This is a genomic window from Candidatus Kurthia intestinigallinarum (genome assembly GCF_003991225.1).
GTDB lineage: Bacteria > Bacillota > Bacilli > Bacillales_A > Planococcaceae > Kurthia > Kurthia populi.
Genome location: NZ_JTFC01000009.1, coordinates 34,539 through 53,831, shown reverse-complemented (window position 1 = coordinate 53,831; position 19,293 = coordinate 34,539). Strand labels below are relative to the sequence as shown.

Annotated in this window: 22 protein-coding genes; 1 reads left to right on the top strand and 21 read right to left on the bottom strand. The window is 37.7% G+C overall.

Features of this window, described 5'->3' with window-relative positions; genetic code table 11:
- Positions 1-80 precede the first annotated feature (80 nt).
- From QI30_RS20300 to QI30_RS03185, 13 genes are all read right to left on the bottom strand, one after another.
- Positions 81-257 (bottom strand): hypothetical protein, encoded by a 177-nt coding sequence (locus QI30_RS20300; RefSeq protein WP_158620947.1) that lies wholly within the window; start codon positions 255-257, stop codon positions 81-83.
- 52 nt (positions 258-309) lie between these two features.
- Positions 310-1,410: a hypothetical protein gene (locus QI30_RS03240; RefSeq protein ID WP_126989517.1), complete on the bottom strand. Its 1,101-nt coding sequence runs from the start codon at positions 1,408-1,410 to the stop codon at positions 310-312.
- Positions 1,411-1,422: 12 nt separating this feature from the next.
- Entirely contained in the window at positions 1,423-2,712 is a 1,290-nt protein-coding gene (locus QI30_RS03235; RefSeq protein WP_126989516.1) for an SPFH domain-containing protein, read from the bottom strand.
- Positions 2,713-2,840: 128 nt separating this feature from the next.
- Complete coding sequence (locus tag QI30_RS03230) at positions 2,841-3,074, bottom strand: hypothetical protein (protein ID WP_126989515.1); 234 nt, start codon at positions 3,072-3,074, stop codon at positions 2,841-2,843.
- A gap of 24 nt (positions 3,075-3,098) precedes the next feature.
- A complete protein-coding gene (locus tag QI30_RS03225) occupies positions 3,099-3,719 on the bottom strand; it encodes an RraA family protein (RefSeq protein WP_126989514.1) in 621 nt (206 codons plus the stop codon).
- A 106-nt stretch (positions 3,720-3,825) separates the two neighbouring features.
- Positions 3,826-4,614: a protein kinase domain-containing protein gene (locus QI30_RS03220; RefSeq protein WP_158620946.1), complete on the bottom strand. Its 789-nt coding sequence runs from the start codon at positions 4,612-4,614 to the stop codon at positions 3,826-3,828.
- A gap of 215 nt (positions 4,615-4,829) precedes the next feature.
- On the bottom strand, positions 4,830-5,489 hold the full coding sequence (locus QI30_RS03215) for a hypothetical protein (protein ID WP_126989512.1): 660 nt from the start codon (positions 5,487-5,489) through the stop codon (positions 4,830-4,832).
- Positions 5,490-5,588: 99 nt separating this feature from the next.
- Positions 5,589-6,101: an HPP family protein gene (locus QI30_RS03210; RefSeq protein WP_126989537.1), complete on the bottom strand. Its 513-nt coding sequence runs from the start codon at positions 6,099-6,101 to the stop codon at positions 5,589-5,591.
- A complete protein-coding gene (locus QI30_RS03205) occupies positions 6,079-7,053 on the bottom strand; it encodes a DUF1835 domain-containing protein (protein WP_126989511.1) in 975 nt (324 codons plus the stop codon). Before QI30_RS03205 ends, QI30_RS03210 begins: the two co-directional genes overlap by 23 nt.
- A gap of 200 nt (positions 7,054-7,253) precedes the next feature.
- Positions 7,254-7,994, bottom strand: a complete 741-nt coding sequence (locus QI30_RS03200; protein WP_126989510.1) for an amino acid ABC transporter ATP-binding protein — start codon at positions 7,992-7,994, stop codon at positions 7,254-7,256.
- Between the two features lie 12 nt (positions 7,995-8,006).
- Positions 8,007-8,663, bottom strand: a complete 657-nt coding sequence (locus tag QI30_RS03195) for an amino acid ABC transporter permease (protein ID WP_126989509.1) — start codon at positions 8,661-8,663, stop codon at positions 8,007-8,009.
- 91 nt (positions 8,664-8,754) lie between these two features.
- Positions 8,755-9,540, bottom strand: coding sequence for an amino acid ABC transporter substrate-binding protein (locus QI30_RS03190; protein ID WP_126989508.1), 786 nt, complete (start codon positions 9,538-9,540; stop codon positions 8,755-8,757).
- 234 nt (positions 9,541-9,774) lie between these two features.
- Positions 9,775-10,611 carry a hypothetical protein gene (locus QI30_RS03185; RefSeq protein WP_126989507.1) on the bottom strand — a complete coding sequence of 279 codons (837 nt, stop codon included), beginning with the start codon at positions 10,609-10,611 and terminating at the stop codon, positions 9,775-9,777.
- Between the two features lie 148 nt (positions 10,612-10,759).
- Here QI30_RS03185 and QI30_RS03180 point away from each other — a divergent pair, with 148 nt between their 5' ends.
- Complete coding sequence (locus tag QI30_RS03180; protein WP_126989506.1) at positions 10,760-11,011, top strand: hypothetical protein; 252 nt, start codon at positions 10,760-10,762, stop codon at positions 11,009-11,011.
- Positions 11,012-11,062: 51 nt separating this feature from the next.
- Here QI30_RS03180 and QI30_RS03175 read toward each other — a convergent pair whose 3' ends face one another.
- From QI30_RS03175 to QI30_RS03140, 8 genes are all read right to left on the bottom strand, one after another.
- Positions 11,063-11,356 (bottom strand): hypothetical protein, encoded by a 294-nt coding sequence (locus QI30_RS03175; protein WP_126989505.1) that lies wholly within the window; start codon positions 11,354-11,356, stop codon positions 11,063-11,065.
- A gap of 64 nt (positions 11,357-11,420) precedes the next feature.
- Positions 11,421-12,890, bottom strand: a complete 1,470-nt coding sequence (locus QI30_RS03170) for a GGDEF domain-containing protein (protein ID WP_126989504.1) — start codon at positions 12,888-12,890, stop codon at positions 11,421-11,423.
- 140 nt (positions 12,891-13,030) lie between these two features.
- Positions 13,031-13,255, bottom strand: coding sequence for a sulfurtransferase TusA family protein (locus QI30_RS03165; protein WP_126989503.1), 225 nt, complete (start codon positions 13,253-13,255; stop codon positions 13,031-13,033).
- 18 nt (positions 13,256-13,273) lie between these two features.
- Positions 13,274-14,314, bottom strand: coding sequence for a YeeE/YedE family protein (locus QI30_RS03160; protein WP_126989502.1), 1,041 nt, complete (start codon positions 14,312-14,314; stop codon positions 13,274-13,276).
- 187 nt (positions 14,315-14,501) lie between these two features.
- Complete coding sequence (locus QI30_RS03155) at positions 14,502-14,963, bottom strand: hypothetical protein (RefSeq protein WP_126989501.1); 462 nt, start codon at positions 14,961-14,963, stop codon at positions 14,502-14,504.
- Between the two features lie 144 nt (positions 14,964-15,107).
- Positions 15,108-16,229 (bottom strand): M20 family metallopeptidase, encoded by a 1,122-nt coding sequence (locus tag QI30_RS03150; protein ID WP_126989500.1) that lies wholly within the window; start codon positions 16,227-16,229, stop codon positions 15,108-15,110.
- A 77-nt stretch (positions 16,230-16,306) separates the two neighbouring features.
- Positions 16,307-17,611: a Na+/H+ antiporter NhaC family protein gene (locus QI30_RS03145; protein WP_126989499.1), complete on the bottom strand. Its 1,305-nt coding sequence runs from the start codon at positions 17,609-17,611 to the stop codon at positions 16,307-16,309.
- 133 nt (positions 17,612-17,744) lie between these two features.
- Positions 17,745-19,223, bottom strand: a complete 1,479-nt coding sequence (locus tag QI30_RS03140) for a multicopper oxidase family protein (RefSeq protein ID WP_126989498.1) — start codon at positions 19,221-19,223, stop codon at positions 17,745-17,747.
- Positions 19,224-19,293 lie beyond the last annotated feature (70 nt).

The window sequence follows — 19,293 nt, the reverse complement described above, 5'->3', positions numbered from 1 at the left end:
TAAAATAAAAACTTCCTTTGAGAAAAGATTTTGCACATGAAAAAAAAGGCTACGCAACATGCGTAGCCTCTTTTTTCATGTTATTTTTTCCTTTCAAATGTAAAATATACTTGTGCTGCACCAATCGCCAGTACTGCTGCTGCCGTTAAATGCATTACCATATTGGCTTCAGGCGATAAACTATCATACGATATAATCGTGAAAAATAGCCCTGCAACAACCCATAATGAAAAGAAGATTCGTTTAAACCATAGCAAACCGAGTGGCTCCTTCATACAGACATTTTTCTTTTATTGTAGCATACTCTTTCTAAGATTGAGTAAAGACATAAATGACATAAATCGCAATTAGTGCAAGAATTACCGCAATCGTCACACGAATTGGTGAAATTGGTGCGCGGCCACCTACCTTACCTGTCTGACCATTAACCATGAATTGATATACTTTTTCTTTATAACGGAATGATGACAGCCACATGGGTAGCATTAAATACTTGTACGTGATTTGGTCATGCGTCGTTGAAAATTGTAAATTAGCTACTTGAGATGCACCATATTGGCGCAAAATACGTTGTGTAATTTCTGACTCAAGTGTTGTGTGAATTTGTCGTTGCGCAATTCCCCAACCTTCATCTAAGCCAATACTATAGCGCTCCGCTAAAAAACCAGATAAATAATCTGGCTTGTACACTTTATTATCAGTCGTGTTATACGGCTCTACTTTTCGCAGTAATTCACCGTCATAGCGTTTTGACGCAAGTACAAGCTCGTCATCAACAAAACGTTGATATACGCCTGATGTACGGTACCAATCGATTTCTGTACGCGTATTGCCTTCACGGTCCTCTACAATGCGTGTAATACCGTATGCTGCCGTATAATGTGACATCGTATTGGAATCAAATGTCCAATACGGAATATACACGCCACTAAAAGCTTCTGGCTTCGCTGATTTTTTTGCGGCACTCGGTGTGAAAAGACGTCCTTTAATCCATTTTTGAAAATTAGAACCCGCTTCTTTTTCTGTAACATTAAATGTACAGACACCATTTGGCGCTAGTGTATCAATAGTAGAGGCTTCCATTACTTGGTGAGAGCCACAATACGGGCAAGTGTCTGCCACCTGAAGTGCATCATAAATGGATTCTGCACCGCACTCTTCACAAACGAGTGTTTTTTTGTCAACGCCCCAATCATAGCTCTCTCGGCGATCTGTCGCCTTAAAATCCATTTCTTGTGCTGTACGCTGTGCTTCTTTTTCTGGCGTTGCAATTTCCGCCTCATAATCACAGTACGGACATGTTAACTTCCCTGAGCTTGGATCAAATGCAATGGAAGCACTACACATCGGACATTCCGTATTAAAATCAACCTTTACTTCTTTCACACCATCTTCATGTTGTTGTGTCATATCAAAACCCTCCTATTGATTGAAGGCTTGGCCACATTCTGGACAAAACTTCGGTGATGTTTGACCAGCAGGCACTTCATAACCACAGTTTCTACATGCTTTTGCTTGTGGTTTTGGTTTGCCACAATCCGAGCAGAATTTCCCTGTATTTTCAGTACCACAGCTACATGTCCATGTGTCTTTTTCAGGCTTCGATTTACCACAATTTGAACAAAATTTCCCCGTATTTTCAGTACCACATTCGCAGGTCCATTGATTCGCCTTATTTTGTTGAGTTTGTTGCTGTTGCTGAGTTTGTGCACCCATTTTATATAAATCTCCTGCATTCATACCACCAGCATTTTGCGCCATACCCATTCCCATAAAGCCACCAATAGCACCATTTTCATTTTGCGCGGCTTTCATCATCGCATCTGCCTGTGCACCAGTAATTTGCGCGGCACCCATCGTTGGGTCACGTAATGCTGCATTTCGTTGTAATTGCTTAATCATTGCTTCATCTTCATCTGAAGCTTTCATCGTGCTGACACCAATTGTACCAACTTTAATACCACGCGTTTGCTCCCATTTTTCAGACAAAACTTTATTTAAGGCATTCGCTAATTCAATCGTATGAGCAGGTACTTCGCTATAACGTACGCCTTGCGCAGAAATTTGTGCAAAAGCAGGCTGTAATGCCGTCATCATTTCAGATTTTAATTGTCCATCAATGGCATCACGCGTAAATTGCTCTGCCACATTCCCTGTCACATTTGTATAAAATAAGAGTGGATTCGTAATACGATACGAATATTCCCCGTGACTACGAATCGAAATATCAATATCAAGTCCAATATTGCGGTCAACTACACGGAATGGAATCGGTGCAGGTGTACCATATTTATTGCCCATAATTTCTTTTGTATTAAAGAAATAAATTCGTTGGTCCTTCGCTGGTTCTCCACCAAATGTAAAACGTTTGCCGATTTCTTTAAATGTTTCTTTTAAGTTGTCCATGAAGTTGCCATCATAAAAAATACTTGGCTCCGTGGAAGTGTCGTACACAAATTCACCAGGTTCCTGACAAACTTCAACTACTTTTCCTTGCTCAATAATGAGCATACATTGCCCATCATTGACAGCAATGATTGAACCATTTGAAATGATATTTTCATTGCCTTTATTTGAACCGCGTTTTGTTTGACGTCGCATTCCTTTTTGTACTAATACATCTGATGACATCGCCTCACAGTAAAAATAATCGCGATATTGATCTTCTAAAACACCTTTTGCTGCATCTAATCCTGCTTTAATTAATCCCATCGTAACCCCTCCTAAATCATCGTTAACCAAATTTTAGCATTATCTAATCGTTGTTGCCATGCACAGCTATACGTTTTTTTCACAAAAAAAGAACGCTATGAAGCTTCATAGCGTTCTTTTAAGATTATTTAAGATGCAAACGTTAAAATGACAGTATAAATTAATAACAGACCATTTAATAGACCACCCGTTAATAAGTAAATCGCATTCTTTGCTTTTACTGCAAATACAAGACCTACAATTGTTAAAGCAAGGAATACAATAGCAAACAGTAAAATCGGCATATGTACACCACTTAAAATAAATAATGCAAGCACCGCGATTACACCACATAATATGGAATACATTCCAAAACGATTCATTAAAACACCTCATGACTCATTATACTATGCTTTTAAACTATCTGTCACCTTTGTTAAATGTGCGATAATTGACTCACGAGAAGCTGTTACTGTGCGTTCTCGCTCTTCATCTTGGACGATTTTTTCTTTTGCACGCGCAGCTACTTCTAGTGCAGCCTCTTGTGGTACAACGACTACACCATTAACATCCCCAACAATAATATCACCTGGCTGTACCGTTGTTTTGCCGATTGTTACTGGAATATTCACTTTGCCTCCGCCATTTTTAACACCTGCGGCTGGTGTGATGCCTGTCACGAATACTGGGAAATCTAATGCCAGCACTGCTTCAACATCACGAATAGCACCATTAACGACAAGGCCACCGATACCCAACTTCTTCATCATTCCAATAACGAAGTCTCCAGCAACTGCACGCGACGTATTATTTTCGATATCAACAACTAAAATATCACCAGGTTCTGCACGTAACATTGCTTCCATTACTGCACCATTTTCATAAATCGGCAACTTTACCGTCACTGCCTTTCCGGCAATATGATGGCGTGCATCAAGCACTTTAATAGTTGATGGCAAATGATTCTTCCCCTTTAACGCATCACTTACCGCAGTTGTTGGTAATGTTTGAAATACTTCGTTTGACATGTAAATTCCTCCCATCTATATGGTTTAACAGTAAAATTAATTGAATATTTTGTCAAATAGAAATAAGAAAGCAACTAGAACTATTTTGCTACTTTCTTATCGAAGCTTACATCGACGGTGTACATAATTCATTCAAACAGTGTTCTAACGCATCATCAAATTCTTCTAAGGATGAAAACAGTTTGCGTATGCCCATCGCACGTGACAATAACCGATTAATTGACTTTGTATAACGACGTTGTTCAAGCGCAATCTCGACCTTTTTCCATTTTAAATGACCTGTTTCATCGGTTAATGTTAAAAACAAGCGTGCTAGTTGATCAATATCACTACAAATCGTCGTTTGTTTATAAAGTTCTTCGCTCGTCATTTTATTAGGCATTGTTATTTTTGTTGCTTGATCAAATCCAACGATAGCCAATTGTTGATGCTTAAAAATAATATTTTCAGGTTTTAAATGCCGATGCACATAGCCTTGCTCATGAATTTTTTGAAGTAGGCTACTAACTTGTTTAATAATACGTAACGCATCTAAAGCAGCATATGGTCCATGTTCAAGAATATTTTCTCCTTCCATATACGTCATCATAAAAAAAGGAACTTTTCCGACCATCCCATTGCCTAACCAAGTAGGTACATACGCTAACTCAAGCGCTTGCAATACTTGTTGCTCCTGCTCGAAGCTTTTTTTATATTTTGTACGATTTAACGTGCGCTTGCGCATTCTTTTTAAAATAATTTTTTCATGTGTTCGGCGATTTTCTACTAAATATAAAATACTGGTGGAGTTTTTTCGCAATATTCCACAATACGTAAAGGGTGTATCTGTTGCGATATACTCTAAAAATTTTTGATTCGTCGACAATTCTTGGAAGTTTTCCAGTGTCTTCTTCATTTTCTGACCCCTCATATATACCGAATTCGATGGCTAAAGTTATTTTTCTACGAAAACAATCTTTTTTTCTATTTTATCTACAATTTTACTCAATATGTATTTTAATTCTATCTGACTTTTAATCCTTTTTCAATATAGCTTCTCTGCCTTTTTATGTGGAATTCCAAAAGACGCCTATTATGCTTAGACATAATAGGCGTCTTTTGCGTTACATATTAGTGGAAACGTTTACGAGATGGTTTCTTTTCTGGCCATTCACGTAATGTTTTCTCTTTAATCGCATATTGTTGTACGCGGTAAGTACCTTTCGCACTTTCAATTGATTTATCCATTTCTTCAATATATTTATCTTTATGACCTTGTTCATAAGCAATTAATGCTTCAATTGCATGGTCCATCCATAATTGAACTTGTGGAATTTCACGCGCCATCCCGAATTTACCCATATATACTTCACACTGCGCTTGGTTAAATCTTTTTAATGGGCTCTTTTTCATTGAACCAACAACTGCTTTTGCTGTTGTTAAATCCTTTTCCAAAATCGCTTTGCGGAATTGGAAATCAGATAACGTATCTACATTTTTACGATGCTTATGTAAGATGCGTTCAATTTCATCTAATTCTTGCTCTTTAGTACCTTCCAATAACGTAATAGGATATTGGAATAATGGATCTGTTTTTTGCATACGCATTAAGCGTAAAATAAGTTTCGTATTCTTACTTGATGTAATCACATATGAATAACCAGCTACAAGTGCAAACGCTAATACAGCGAAAAATCCGACTGCATATTTCGTTGGCACACCTAAATAAATAGCTAGCATCCCTAGTGATACAGACACTAAGTAGAAAACGACGAGAACGACAATATTCATGCTCTTTTATACTCCTCTGTCTAATAGGCAAATGCCCAGTATCTCCTTAATAGTAGCAATATCCTACATGAAGAGCAATGGATATCCGGTGACAAATTGTTACCAATACGTTGGGTATTTACGCGTTTGTCGCAAATTATTAATCAGTAGTGCCATAATAACAACAAACACTGCGCCCGTTAATACAGGAAATAATAAAAAGCCCCAATTGTGACTGCCTTCCAGCATAATTACTAATGGATTGGCTGCTGCCGGTGGATGCATCGTACGTGTTAGCATCATTGCTGCCACCGCTAAAGCAATTGTAAGCCCGACAACAACAGCATGATTCCCGGCCAAATGATACATACCAAGTCCAATCGTTGTCGATAAAACATGCCCTACAATAATACTTCGTGGCTGGGATACCGGTGCTTGCCATAACCCAAAGGTCAGCGCACAGCTACCACCAAATGATGCCATGATCCACTGGGAATGCAAATATTGCGTTAAATAGATTAACCCAGCGATTGTTATAAACGTGCCAATAAATGTTACAATAATATCTTTCATATAAACGGTAAATGGATTTTGTCCATTCCCTTTCATTTTACTGAAGTAGTTCATCCACATCTTCATCACTCGGTTCTGCTAATTTAATTTCATATAACATCATATCACTGAGGTCCCCCTTGTAGCTCAGCTTCTGCTGATCAATTAGTGAACGCACACGATATTCTAAAAAAGTATCACCGGTATAATCGCGCATTGTGCTATACACGTCACCTAGTAATTCAGCTGCTTTTACATAGCTGCCTTGTTGTAAATCTGCGACATGTTCTAAAATAAAATCATCTAAAATCGTTTCATCAAACGCTTTTAGTTCCCCTGCCTCAAATAAATGGAGCTTCGCTTCGCTCATTAACCACAGCTTACCTTCTTCTTTAAGCTCTGTAACTTGTTGTGCCGTTAAATGTGTTGGCGGTAGCTGCGCCATTTTTGATAATAACTCAGGTGCTACCTCGCCTGTCGTCCGTGGAAAACCTGGTGTGTCATGTTGTTCAATATCTCGGTATCCTTGGTATGTATCCACTAATTGAATCGTATGCACTTGTGGCAATGCCGCCATAATGATTCTTGTGCCTAAACGCTCCGCAGAATTTGCACATGTCCAAATCACGACATCTTGCTCTGCTGTTAACCGTTTTAGATCACGGAAAGACTGCATCATTTTACGCTTCATTTTTTTAAATTCATTATATGTATCATGTAAGTTTTCTTTAAACCATGCGTAACGCGCCTCCATTCCCTTCCACGTATCAAGTGCCTTAATAGGCCCCATTGATAAGACATCTGGAAAAGCAATAACCCGTTCATCTAATGCTTGCTTAAGACTAAGACAAGCTGTACGTCCAAAGACAATATGTACCGTAGACGTATCCCATTCTAATTGATGTTTTAAATGCTCATTAAACCATATTTCATCGTTTTCATCTAATTCCATATATAAATCCAGCAATAAATTTTTTGCTTGACTCTCTGAAAGCTCATCAATTTTTTGTTTCATTAAATCCGACTTTTCCATACTAAAAGAGCCTCCTTCATGCATTATGCATCATCCAAATATCGCCAATTTCAATGATAACTGTTTTTATTGTACAACACCTTTTTCATGGAAAGAAGAAAAAATTTTAACGGCAGATGCTTTTTCATAGGCAAAAACACAAAAAAAGAACGCCGATTCGTCATGAATTTGGACGTTCTTTCTCATCATATACCACTCATTTATTTTAAATTTTTCGCTAAAAATGCTTTTGTCCGTTCATGCTGTGGATTGCCAAATAATTCGTCTGGTGTACCCGCTTCAACGATTTCGCCGCCATCCATAAAGACAACTTTATTGGCCACACCCCGTGCAAAGCCCATCTCGTGTGTCACCACAATCATCGTCATATGCTCTTCTGCTAAATCTTTCATAACTTTTAATACTTCGCCTGTTAATTCTGGATCAAGTGCAGAAGTTGGTTCATCAAATAATAAAATTTCGGGATTCATCATTAGCGCACGCGCAATGGCTACACGCTGCTGTTGACCACCAGATAAGCTTTTTGGATACGCTTTTTCTTTATTTAACAACCCAACTTTTTGTAGTAAATCGGCTGTCATTGCTGAGATTGTAGTCTTTTTACCAGCCATTTTTGGAGCCAGCTCTAAATTATCTTTGACCGTTAAATGCGGGAATAAATTAAATTGCTGGAACACCATGCCCATTTTAGATGTCGCCTTTTTAATAATTTCTGGACGTTTATACACGCCATCCTCGACAAAGGCTTCATCGGCAATTTTAATTGTACCACCGTTAATTTCTTCTAAATGAATTAAGCTACGAAGCATCGTACTTTTACCAGAACCTGAAGGACCGATAATCGCAATGACATCGTTTTTTTCGACGTTAAATGTAATATTTTTTAATACTTCATTATCGCCAAATGATTTTTTTAAATTTTGAACTTCAATTAATGACATGTCAATGTCCTCCTATTCGTATTGAAAGCGACGTTCTAACCATTTGAAGAAAACCGTCAAAATAATCGTCATGATTAAGTAAATCGCACCTGCAATAAAGTACGGTACAATCGAGAAATCTCGGTTAACGGCTGTTTCAGCAAAGTGTAAAAGCTCTGGTACAGCAACCGCATATAATAATGCAGTATCTTTAATTAATGTAATCGATTCATTGGCAACCGATGGTAGTGCTACGCGGAACATTTGTGGCAAAATAATTTTACGCGTTGTTTGAGATTTTGATAAACCAAGTACCTTCGCTGCCTCGTATTGACCTTTATCAATTGACAATAAACCGCCACGGAAAATTTCAGCAAAATAGGCTGCATAATTTAAAATGAAACCTAAGCAAGCCGCTGCAAAACGGTCAATCGTTAAATATTCACCGATTCCTGGAATCATCGGTAGACCAAAACAAATAATTAATAATTGTAGTAAGAGTGGTGTCCCACGCATAATTGTTACGTAAATTGTTGCAAGCCAAGAAAGTGGCTTCACTTTACTGTTAATCGCAAGCGTTAATAAAAAGCCAATTGGCACAGATACAATAATTGCGATAAAAAATAATAGCAATGTCATTTGCGCGCCTTCAAGCATCGGCATAATGACGGATGACCAATAATCTGCCATCGATAGTTCCTCCTTTATAGTGAGCGAGAATAGGGTTTTGAAACGAGGGAAGGAGATGCCCGTTGTTGGACATCCCCTTCAGAAAGATACGCTATTTTAGAACTTTGTTTTCACCAAACCATTTGTCTGAGATCTCTTCAGCTGTACCATCTTCGTTCATTTTATCTAAAGCTTCTTGTAATTTTGTTTGAAGGGCTTCATTCCCTTTTTTAATCCCAACACCATATTGCTCAGGTGCTAAGGATTCATTCATGATTTTGAATGTATCTGGTTGTTGCGTCATATAGTAATCAATTACTACTTGGTCAATAACAACTGCATCTACACGTTTCGCTTTTAAATCATTTAATGCTAATACATTATCTTTAAACTCTGAAACGTTTTTTACTTTTTTGCTAATCGCATTATCATTGAATGCGTCAAGTGCAGAAGATTGTGCTTGTACACCGATTTTTTTATTTGTTAAATCTGTTAATTTCGCTAAACTAGAATCTTTTAATGTAACAAGTACTTGTGCGTTTTCTAAGTATGGTTTTGAGAATAATACTTTTTCTTTACGCTCGTCTGTAATTGTATAGCCGTTCCAAATTAAATCAATACGTCCACTTGCAAGCTCTGATTCTTTTGTTGACCAGTCAATTGGTTGGAACTCAACAGCCATATCCATATGTTTTGCTGCTTCTGTCGCTAAGTCAATATCAAAACCGACAATGTTGTTTTTATCATCGCGGAAACCCATTGGTGCGAATTTGTCGTCAATCCCAATTACTAATTTGTCTTTGCCTTCTGCTCCTGATTTCTCATCAGATGAGCCACATGCTGCAAGAACCGAAACAATCCCTACTAACATGAACAGCAATGAAAAAATACGTTTCATGCAAAATGCCTCCTATTTCATATCCTATTCTCTAGCTCTTTACCATTTTACTTTCGTCTGCTAAATCACTAATGTACTGAAATATTATCACGAGCCTGAAAAAGTGTCAACGGTTTTCAAAAAATCGGAATTTTCTGTTTTTAATATATCCATTATAATTTCCAAATGGCGAATTTTTTGGATTATAATAGAAGAAAAAGCAACGCATACTTCGTTACACATTGCCTTATTTGATTAAACATCTCTTTTTTCGCCTTTTTCATTGATGCCATCTTTATTAAAACCTTGTTGATCAAAGCTGTATTTATCTAAACCTTCTCTTGAATACCCTTGCTCATCTAACGGAGTCCCATTTTTGTGCATGCCGTACTCATTAAACCCAAACACATCATACGGGCCTGCTGCTTTGCCTTTTGGATTGTATGCCTTTTGATTCGTATAATCCCGTCTCGGTGAAAAAGTTCGCTTTTGTAGCGGTTGTTGTGCTACTGAAATTAATTGTTGTTCTAATTTTGTCAATGGCTGCTGCCGTTGATTTAGCTCGGCTACTTGTTGTTCAAAGCGCTTTTTTCCGTATTTATCGAAGCCTTCCTGATTATAACCATTATGGTCATAGCCCGATGCATTATAGCCTTGTCTATTAAAACCAAGCGCATCATACCCAACCGCATTATAGCCGTCATCATTAAACATCGTCCCATTACGATGCCGACCTTTTTGATTAAAGCCACGCACATTATAGCCCTGCACGTCAAAACCACGTGCATTATAGCGTTTCCCTTCTCTTGTAAAGCCGCGTCGATCAAAGCCTTTTTGATTAAAGCCACGCGCATCATAGCCTTGGCGATTGTAACCTTGACGATCAAAACCATCTCGTTTAAAGCCAGCTACATCGAAACCTGCATTGTTATAGCCGTCTTGCTTAAAGCCAGCCGCATTATAGCCCGCATGATCATAGCCATCATAATCGTAGCTTGTGCCGTTTAAATGCAACCCTGCTTTATTAAAACCTCGTTTATCATACGTGCGCTGAATACTTTGATGTTCTCGTCGCTTTTTAAAAAATTCCATTTCCGTCACCTCATATGCCGTTTCTATTTTTATCGTGATAAATAGCGCGTCATTTAAGATTCACAGTGGAAATGTCTCTTTCTTTTTTAGCTAAACTATGTTAAATTACTCTTTGTGTCTTAATTTAGAACGGAAAGGACTTAAGCGTATGAAAGCGAGCGATTGTATTCATTATTATGTCGTCGAAAAAGACGGCCTTTTTTATTCTCATGGCAGCATGTTCACAATGAACCAAGAAGCTGCCTATGCCTTCACTAATGAAGAAGCGGCTGCACAATTAGCACGTGAGCATGACGCTTCAGTTCAACATTTGTCAGTAAGCTATGGAGAGCTAGAAAACTTACCACTAGCGCCTGAAGACTGTATTGAACTCGATTTTTTAGAAGCAGTTTTCTACTAATTAAAAAGAGTCCCCTCCTCGTAATAAGGAAGGGGCTCTTTTTATAGATGTTTATTGTAAAACGTCATTGTAAAGTGGGGCAATATGCGTGATGAATTTTTCTGCGTCCTCACGTGTAGCAAGCGTTAGCGTTACACTATGACCTTGTTGCTTTAAGTCGCCTTCAATCGCATAAACGGCCATTTTTTCGTGTAAGCCTTCCATTGTAATTGCACCATAATGTTTTAAAATGCTTACGTCTAATAAATCAAATGGCTGACGGTCAGGTGTCATCGCATAAATTTTTGTCACGCGACCGGTTTCACGTTCTGTTAACATATTATTTACTGTAAATTTGTTTGTCACTCTATCTCTTCCTTTATTTCATTATCTGTTTTATGATGCCATAGTATACTGGCATTTGTAAATGCTACGCTGCGTAAGTATAGCCATCTTTTCCTTTTTTCTTTGTTTTATACAGCGCATCATCTGCCCTTGCAAATAAACTATTTTCCGTTTCATCCTCACATTGTTGAATTGCTCCACCAATCGACGTCGTCAATAAGTTCCAGCATTCACCTGTTTTATCATGGACGCTATTCATAATTTTTTGCGAAAGTTGTATCATTTTTTGCTCTGTAGCCTTCTCTAAAATAATACCGAATTCATCTCCACCAAAACGAACTACATAGTGTCCTTTTTCTATATTTTGATGCAAAATCTGTGCAAATTGCTTTAATACTTCATCTCCTACTGGATGTCCAAACTGATCATTTACTTGTTTAAAGTTATCTAAATCCATTAATAATAAACCAATTGGATATTTTTGTTTGTTTTGCATCATTTTATGCATTTGTTGTAAATAAAATGCACGATTATAAACATTTGTTAAAACATCATATGTTGCTAATCGTAGTGGGCGTGTGAAAATTTTAAAGATAATTAATAACGCCATAATTGATGTGACAAAAGCTACAGCAAGCATTACTTCTAGCTGTCTACGACTTTCTTTTAACATGGCCATTTCCGTATCATTCGTATAAGCAGTGTATATCACTCGATCTGTTGAATTTCCACGTCGATTTTCTGCTGTATATGGTTTAAAACGATAAATCATTTTTTTACCATTTTTAAGTTCACTCTCATAGCGTTGTGCTTTACCACTTTCTACAGCTTTGTTGTATGTTGATTGCCATGTTTTTGGCATATCATGAATAGATTCTTTATCATCGGATGACTCCAAAAAAAATCCTTCACTACTAATAATACGAATATCTTTTAAATCATTATATTTTTCTTTTAACGATGCAGATGAATCAAAAAAGTTAAAGGATTTAAATAGTTGTGTATCACTTAATGGCACGCCTAATTCTAATATATATTGATGATCTGCCGTAGCAATATAACCATATTTCCATAAATCTTTCGTCGCTGCTGAATTATCCAAGCCATCCGATACAAATGTCTCTTGTGCACGTCGCTCATTTAATAACTTGGCAAATTTTTCACAACACTCATTAAAATCTAAACCTTGTGCCGGTTGATAGGTTGTTTTAATAATTGTATTGGTTGTATCAATTATGTAAAACTCCATTTCTGTACGTTCTTTAATCGCTGCAATGTCCCACGTTTCAACTTCGGGATTCTTTTTATAGTAATTGCGCAGTGATTTTAATTCTTTCTCCATCTTCTCTGTATATGATTCATCAAAATATAAATAGGCTTTATCAACCGTTTGCATATCTGTCATGACATTGTTCTCAACTAAATTCCAAAGCTCTTGCTGTTGATTTCCTTGCATTTCTCGTAACATCATATAATTTAACCAACTAAATACTGCAATTAAAATGGCCGCAAAAATAATTAAACTTGCAAACACATTCATATATAAGTTTTTCATTCTACGACACCAACTTCCAAAAATCAATTACTTTACACTCTATTTTATATCATTAATTGTTATAATGTTATTTTTTTGAAAATAAAATATCGTTAGACAAAAAAAGGAAGCACGATTCATCGCACTTCCTTTTTTTAAAATTATTTTTTTGTCACAGTAATTGTCCATGCAGCATCGCTTAATGCTTCATAGTTTGATACGGTATGACCTTCTTCTGCAGCCCAGCGTGGAATTGATTCTGTCGCTTGTGTACAGTCAAAATTGATAACTAAATCGTCCCCTGATTGTAAGTCTTTCATCGCATCTTTTGCTTCGATTAACGGGAATGGACAAACTTTCCCTGCTGTTTCTAATACTTTTTTCATTATTATTTCCTCCTTAAATTAAGCGGCGCGTTGTTTTGTTGGGCGTACAAACACAAAGTATGACGCTACCCAAACGCCTAAAATCATAAATACTAGCGCAATCCAGCCTTGCCAAGTCATCATTGCTGTCATTACTAAACCGTTACCGATTGAACATCCACCTGCAAGACTTGCACCAATACCCATTAAAACGCCACCTGCTGAACTTGTCACCATCGTTTTAGCATTTGGTACACGCCAGCGGAATTCACCACTTGCTTTCGCCGCAATGAATGAACCGATAAATAAACCTAATACTAAAAACATACCCCAGTTTAAAAATTGATTATCTCCTGTTACTGCATATTGTAAAATATTAGCCGTCGGTACTGTAACGCCAAGGCCAAACATACGACCTGTGGCTTCTGATACAGGCCATGCAATTGCAGCAATCAAACCGACCAGTACAGCTGTTACAAAGGGACTCCAGCGCTTTTCAAATAAAATATGCGCAAGTCCTGATTTTTTTGGCTTTAATTGTGGAATTTTCACTTTTGGGCGACGTGCATAATTTATTAGCACTACTGACACAACAAGCACAAGCACAGCAATCAGTATCCATGTGTTCACATGAAGTGTCTCAGCCATCGAATTATTAACGACACCTGCAGAAGATACAGATGTTGTAATCCCTGCAAGTACACCTGTTTTCATCATCGCTGCTGTCAGCATATAAAACCCAAGTGCAGCCCAACTACCAATAAGGCCTTCACCCGCACGATACCAAGTACCGGTCGCACAGCCACCCGCTAAAATAATACCTATACCAAATACAAAAGCACCACTTATAATCGCAACTAATGAAAATGTGCCTGCTGTAAATTGAACTTTTCCAGCAGCAATTAACGCGTAAACCATAACGCTTTGTACAGTAATTGCCAGTAATAATGCATAAAACATACGATTATCTTTTGCGATATACATATCACGGAAACCACCCGTTAGGCACCAGCGACCACGTTGCAACACGAAGCCTAATAGGGCACCTACAAATAGACCTGTTAAAATCATAAATGTCATTCGTCTAAACTCCTTCAAAACCCAGTAAATTTATATGATTTATTATAGTAAATCATTTGAATATTGTAACGTGATTTTATACATTTCCTACAAGTTTACTTATAATTAAGCGATTTTATGTAAAATCGAGTAGTTGAAGCAAAAAGAAAAAAGGAAAAACTTTTTCAAGTTTTTCCTTTTTTGCAAATTATTGAACGCGTAATTTATAATAATATTCCGCTTCACCTTTATATCCTTTTTTACCAGAGCCGTCCCATTTCGCTGTATACGTGTAATAATAAATACCTTTATCTTGCGGTACGAATAATAAAGAACCTTTTAATTTTTCTTTCCCTTTTTTTCCTTCTTCTGTAACCCATTCTAGTTCACCTGAAGTCGGACGATCTTTACTATCAATTGCGAATGTTAACGCTGTCCCCATTGTTGCTGGAATAGCTTCTGCTTTTTCTAATGTTTCAACGATGTCCTCGCCTTTTTCGCAGTTTTCTTTTCCTTCTACTTCCCAGCAATAATCGCCTAAAACACCTTTATCTTTATTATTCGTTGTCATCAACTCACTTTTGGGTGGTTGTGTGACATCTTCACCGCAACCAGCTAGTAATAGCCCTGTTGTTGCAAATGTTGCAAATGCCCATTTTAAACCTTTCATTATCTAAATCTCTCCTTATCTATCGTTCAGTTCTTCTCTATTATAGCTTTTCTATTTCAACTCTAACAGTCGCATTACAGTGGAAAATGACACGTTTCTTCAATTGTGCGACAATCCACACAATTTCTACAAAAAGTAACAGCATTATTTTAATTCCGTTATTAATTTGGCCAATAACGCAAAGCGCTTTGGAATTTCTGATAACACAATATGTTCATTACTCGCATGCATACCTTCACCAATAACCCCTAAACCGTCCAATGTTGGCGTAAACTCACTCGTAAAATTCGCATCACTGCCTCCACCTGCCGCAATTTGTTTTACAATATAATCAAGTTCTCCAGCAATAGCATATGTTTCATCAAAAATATGCTCGGTGCTATCCAAACGTGGCATTGGTGGACGATCGACACCGCCTGTAACGGTTAATGTAATGTCTTTACGCGTTGGTTTTAACTGTTTAAAAAGGCGCTCGATATGACTTTGTTGATGCTTCGTGAGCACGCGCACATCAACACCTAAGTGAACACGCTCAGGAACGACATTTTTGGCACTACCACCTTGAATAGTCCCAATATTAACGGTTGTGCCAAGTTCTAAATCCGTCAAATGACTTAAATGTTCAATTTGCTTCGCCGCTTCGATAATAGCACTAACGCCTAGGGTAAATGCATTCCCTGCATGCGCCGCCTTTCCAATAATCTCAATATCATACGATAAAATGCCTTTTCGACTTGTCTTTAGCGCACCACTTGCCTCTGGTGGCTCTAGCACGAGTGCTACTTTACTTTTTTTCGCCTCTTCCTTAATTAATTCACGCGATGTTTTACTACCAACTTCTTCATCACTATTAAAAATACAGACGATTTTATAAGGGATACCTATCTCTAATTCTCTACAAGCTTTCACTGCCCAAACCGCCATCACAATACTCGATTTCATATCTAAAATACCGGGTCCATACAATTTATCGCCGTCTTGTTTTATTGGAAATACCCCTTTTTTCCACACCGTATCATAATGTCCAACTAGTAATAATTGTTCTGCGCCATCTCCGTACTCAAAACGTAGATGGCTACCATGCTCTTGTTGTGGAAATTCTTCTGCACGTTGTTTGAATTCACGCATTAGCAATTGTTGGATTGCCTCTTTGCATTGATTGGCAGCATCACGATCTATCGATGGGGATTCTTTTTGAACGAGCGTTAAAATGTCTTGTTGAATCTCTTTCATATGCATTGTCATATAATCATAAATTCCAGTCATCTTTACCACTCCTTTATTGCCCTTTATACCCGAAAAAAAGAAGGAATCAAGCTATCAGTAGCCTAATCCCTTCTTTTTTATTTATGAGATGTTTTCTTTTTGTTCTTTAATGCGGGATAGCCCATTAAAATCGCAATAATCGCCATCACACCCATCAAGAGTGGATAAATTGAATACACTTGCCACATACCAACTGTCGAAATACCGGCAATACTAGCAGCAGCTAGTAATTGCGGTGAATACGGTAATAACCCTTGCCAAAAACTGGCGAAAATATCGAGTAAACTCGCTGATTTACGTGGATCCACCTCATATTTATCAGCAATTGTTTTTGCTAATGGACCAGCCATTAAAATCGCAATGGTATTATTTACCGTCGCAATATCAACAACTGATACTAATGAAGCAATCCCCAATTCAGCACCTTTTTTCTTTTTGACACGTTTTGACACGACTTCTAGTAAATATGCTAAACCACCATGATGTTCAATCAGTGCTACGAGACCACTAATTAAAATCGCAATAAGCGCAATGTCTTCCATCCCAATCACACCGTCACTTACAGCCTTGATAAATGTTAAAAATGTATACGAGCCATTCATAAAACCGATAATACCAGACAATACGATACCGATGACTAAAACAAGCATAACATTCAGACCTGCTAACGCCACAATTAAGACAATTAAATACGGTAACACTTCTACGAATGAATACTTTGCTACTTCTACGGCATCCGCACTACTACCTGCTGTTAACCAATATAAAATAACACAAGTTAAAATCGCAGCTGGTAACACGATAAAGAAGTTCACTTTAAATTTATCACGCATATTCGTACCTTGCGTACGTACGGCAGCAATCGTTGTATCTGAAATAATCGATAAATTATCCCCGAACATTGCACCACCAACAACCGTCGCCATAGCAAGTGCCATTGGAATATCTGTGCTTTCTGCAATCCCAACACCTATTGGCGCAAGCGCGACTACTGTCCCCATCGATGTTCCCATTGATACGGAAATAAAGCATCCTATAATAAACAGACCTACTAATAATAAACTTGGTGGTACAAAGTCTAAACCTAAGTTTACCGTTGAATCAACGGCTCCCATCCCCTTCGCAACACTTGAAAAGGCTCCTGCTAACACGAAGATGACGACCATCAACATCACATTTGAATTGCCGGCACCTTTCGTAAAAATTTCTACTTTCGTTGCTAGTTTTTCTTGTCGATTCATCAAAAAGGCAATCATACAGGCAATTAATACCGCAACATTTAACGGCATTGCCGTAAAGTCACCACTAATAATCCCTATGCCAATAAATAACACGATAAACGCAACGAAGGGCAATAGCGCCCATTTATTTGCTCGCTGCATGTCATTCCTCCATTAATTAAAAATAAGACAGTTTATATCATACGCCAATTCAAGAACAGTGTAAATTTTTTGTTTTTTCAATTTTTTTATATATAAATGCAAAAAGACGCATAAAAACGCGTCTTTTTTTGTACTACTTCACTTCAATTTGGCCCATCATACCATTATCCTCATGCTCTAAAATATGACAGTGGAACATATACATCCCTTCGTATGGGAATTTAACCGCAATACGCGCTTTTTGACCAGGCTGTAACGTGATTGTATCTTTATAGCCTTGTAAGCTTGGCTCTGGCTTTTCACCATTCACACTTAGTACTAAAAACTGTGTACCATGAATATGGAAAGGATGAATCATACCGCCTTCATCGGTAATAGCATTGTCAATTTCCCAGACTTCTGTTTCACCTTTTTTCTGTGTGAAATCAACACGCTTTTCATCAAATTTTTTGCCATTAATCGTCACGTTCTCACGCATGCCTTCCATTTTGACAACTTTTGTTGGTTGTTGCTCTAGAAGCGCTTTGTCTACTTTAATCGTATTTAGCTTTGTCGATGCGTTCACTGCCGATTTAGTATCGTTTACATCAATCGGTAATAACACAACATTTTGGTCATTTACTAGTGATACACGCTTTCCTTTCACTTTCGATAAATCAACTAAAATCTCTGCACGTTCACCCGCACCTAATAATAATTCCTTCATTTTTTGTGGTTTATTTAAAAAGCCACCATCTGTCGCAATTTGCGTAAAAGCCATATCATTATCAAAATGGACGTTGTAATTGCGCGCATTGGAGCCATTTAACACACGTAAGCGAACTAATTTTTTCTCTGTTTTTAATACGGGATTAATAACGCCATTGATCATCATTGTATCCCCATAAGTGCCGTCAATATTGGCCACTTTACTATAATCAAGCTGTTTTCCTTTAACGAATGCACGGTCTTGTAAGATGATTGGGAAATCATTTTCACCGTAATCTTCTGGCAAATCAAGTGCTTCTGCATTGGCATCCTCAATATACAAGAGCCCTGCTAGCCCCTTATACACTTGCTGTGCTGTATTGCCCATTGGATGCGGATGATACCAAAGTGTCGCTGCCTGTTGTGTCACCGTAAATTGAATTATTTTTTCCTCACCTGGTTCAATTAAAGCATGCGGTCCACCATCTGCCTTACCTGAAACTTCTAACCCATGCCAGTGGAATGTTGTTGCTTCAGGTAAATCATTTTTTAAGTGAATCGTCACATGCTGGCCTTCTTTTAAGCGTAATGTTGGACCAAGTAAATTACCGTTATAGCCGTATGTTTTTGTTTCATAGCCGTTAAATAGTTCCGTTGTACCGGCTTGTGCTGTTAACGAATATTCGACCTTCTTCCCTTTTACACTATCCGGCTTTATTACTGCTGGGAATGTTAATGTATTTGTTCCTTTATTGTCCTTTAATACGAGCTGCTCATGGTCCATCGAGCCATTTTGATGCGTATTCGCCATCGAATGCTGATGTTTTGAGGCTTCTGTTGTGTCTTCTGTTGATGCATTTTCATTGCCGCATGCTGCTAATAATGCTGTGCCGACAAGTAATGATGCGATGAGTGTTTTTTTCACGTCTTCTCCACCCTTTCATTGTGACTATAGTATACCGAAGAAATATGAATTGTATATGAACAACTATCGA

Excerpts from the sequence above, each read along its gene's own strand:
- QI30_RS03145 (WP_126989499.1), bottom strand. The coding sequence starts at position 17,611 with ATGCAGCGAGCAAATAAATGGGCGCTATTGCCCTTCGTTGCGTTTATC.
- QI30_RS03155 (WP_126989501.1), bottom strand. The coding sequence starts at position 14,963 with ATGAAAGGTTTAAAATGGGCATTTGCAACATTTGCAACAACAGGGCTA.
- QI30_RS03205 (WP_126989511.1), bottom strand. The coding sequence starts at position 7,053 with ATGGAAAAGTCGGATTTAATGAAACAAAAAATTGATGAGCTTTCAGAG.
- QI30_RS03240 (WP_126989517.1), bottom strand. The coding sequence starts at position 1,410 with ATGACACAACAACATGAAGATGGTGTGAAAGAAGTAAAGGTTGATTTT.
- QI30_RS03170 (WP_126989504.1), bottom strand. The coding sequence starts at position 12,890 with ATGAAAAACTTATATATGAATGTGTTTGCAAGTTTAATTATTTTTGCG.
- QI30_RS03150 (WP_126989500.1), bottom strand. The coding sequence starts at position 16,229 with ATGACTGGAATTTATGATTATATGACAATGCATATGAAAGAGATTCAA.
- QI30_RS03185 (WP_126989507.1), bottom strand. The coding sequence starts at position 10,611 with ATGGAATTTTTTAAAAAGCGACGAGAACATCAAAGTATTCAGCGCACG.
- QI30_RS03215 (WP_126989512.1), bottom strand. The coding sequence starts at position 5,489 with ATGAATATTGTCGTTCTCGTCGTTTTCTACTTAGTGTCTGTATCACTA.
- QI30_RS03235 (WP_126989516.1), bottom strand. The coding sequence starts at position 2,712 with ATGGGATTAATTAAAGCAGGATTAGATGCAGCAAAAGGTGTTTTAGAA.
- QI30_RS03195 (WP_126989509.1), bottom strand. The coding sequence starts at position 8,663 with ATGGCAGATTATTGGTCATCCGTCATTATGCCGATGCTTGAAGGCGCG.
- QI30_RS03160 (WP_126989502.1), bottom strand. The coding sequence starts at position 14,314 with ATGACATTTATGATTTTAACAGGTCTATTTGTAGGTGCCCTATTAGGC.
- QI30_RS03190 (WP_126989508.1), bottom strand. The coding sequence starts at position 9,540 with ATGAAACGTATTTTTTCATTGCTGTTCATGTTAGTAGGGATTGTTTCG.
- QI30_RS03225 (WP_126989514.1), bottom strand. The coding sequence starts at position 3,719 with ATGTCAAACGAAGTATTTCAAACATTACCAACAACTGCGGTAAGTGAT.
- QI30_RS03210 (WP_126989537.1), bottom strand. The coding sequence starts at position 6,101 with ATGTGGATGAACTACTTCAGTAAAATGAAAGGGAATGGACAAAATCCA.
- QI30_RS03200 (WP_126989510.1), bottom strand. The coding sequence starts at position 7,994 with ATGTCATTAATTGAAGTTCAAAATTTAAAAAAATCATTTGGCGATAAT.
- QI30_RS03230 (WP_126989515.1), bottom strand. The coding sequence starts at position 3,074 with ATGAATCGTTTTGGAATGTATTCCATATTATGTGGTGTAATCGCGGTG.
- QI30_RS03165 (WP_126989503.1), bottom strand. The coding sequence starts at position 13,255 with ATGAAAAAAGTATTAGAAACAGCAGGGAAAGTTTGTCCATTCCCGTTA.
- QI30_RS03220 (WP_158620946.1), bottom strand. The coding sequence starts at position 4,614 with ATGAAGAAGACACTGGAAAACTTCCAAGAATTGTCGACGAATCAAAAA.
- QI30_RS03180 (WP_126989506.1), top strand. The coding sequence starts at position 10,760 with ATGAAAGCGAGCGATTGTATTCATTATTATGTCGTCGAAAAAGACGGC.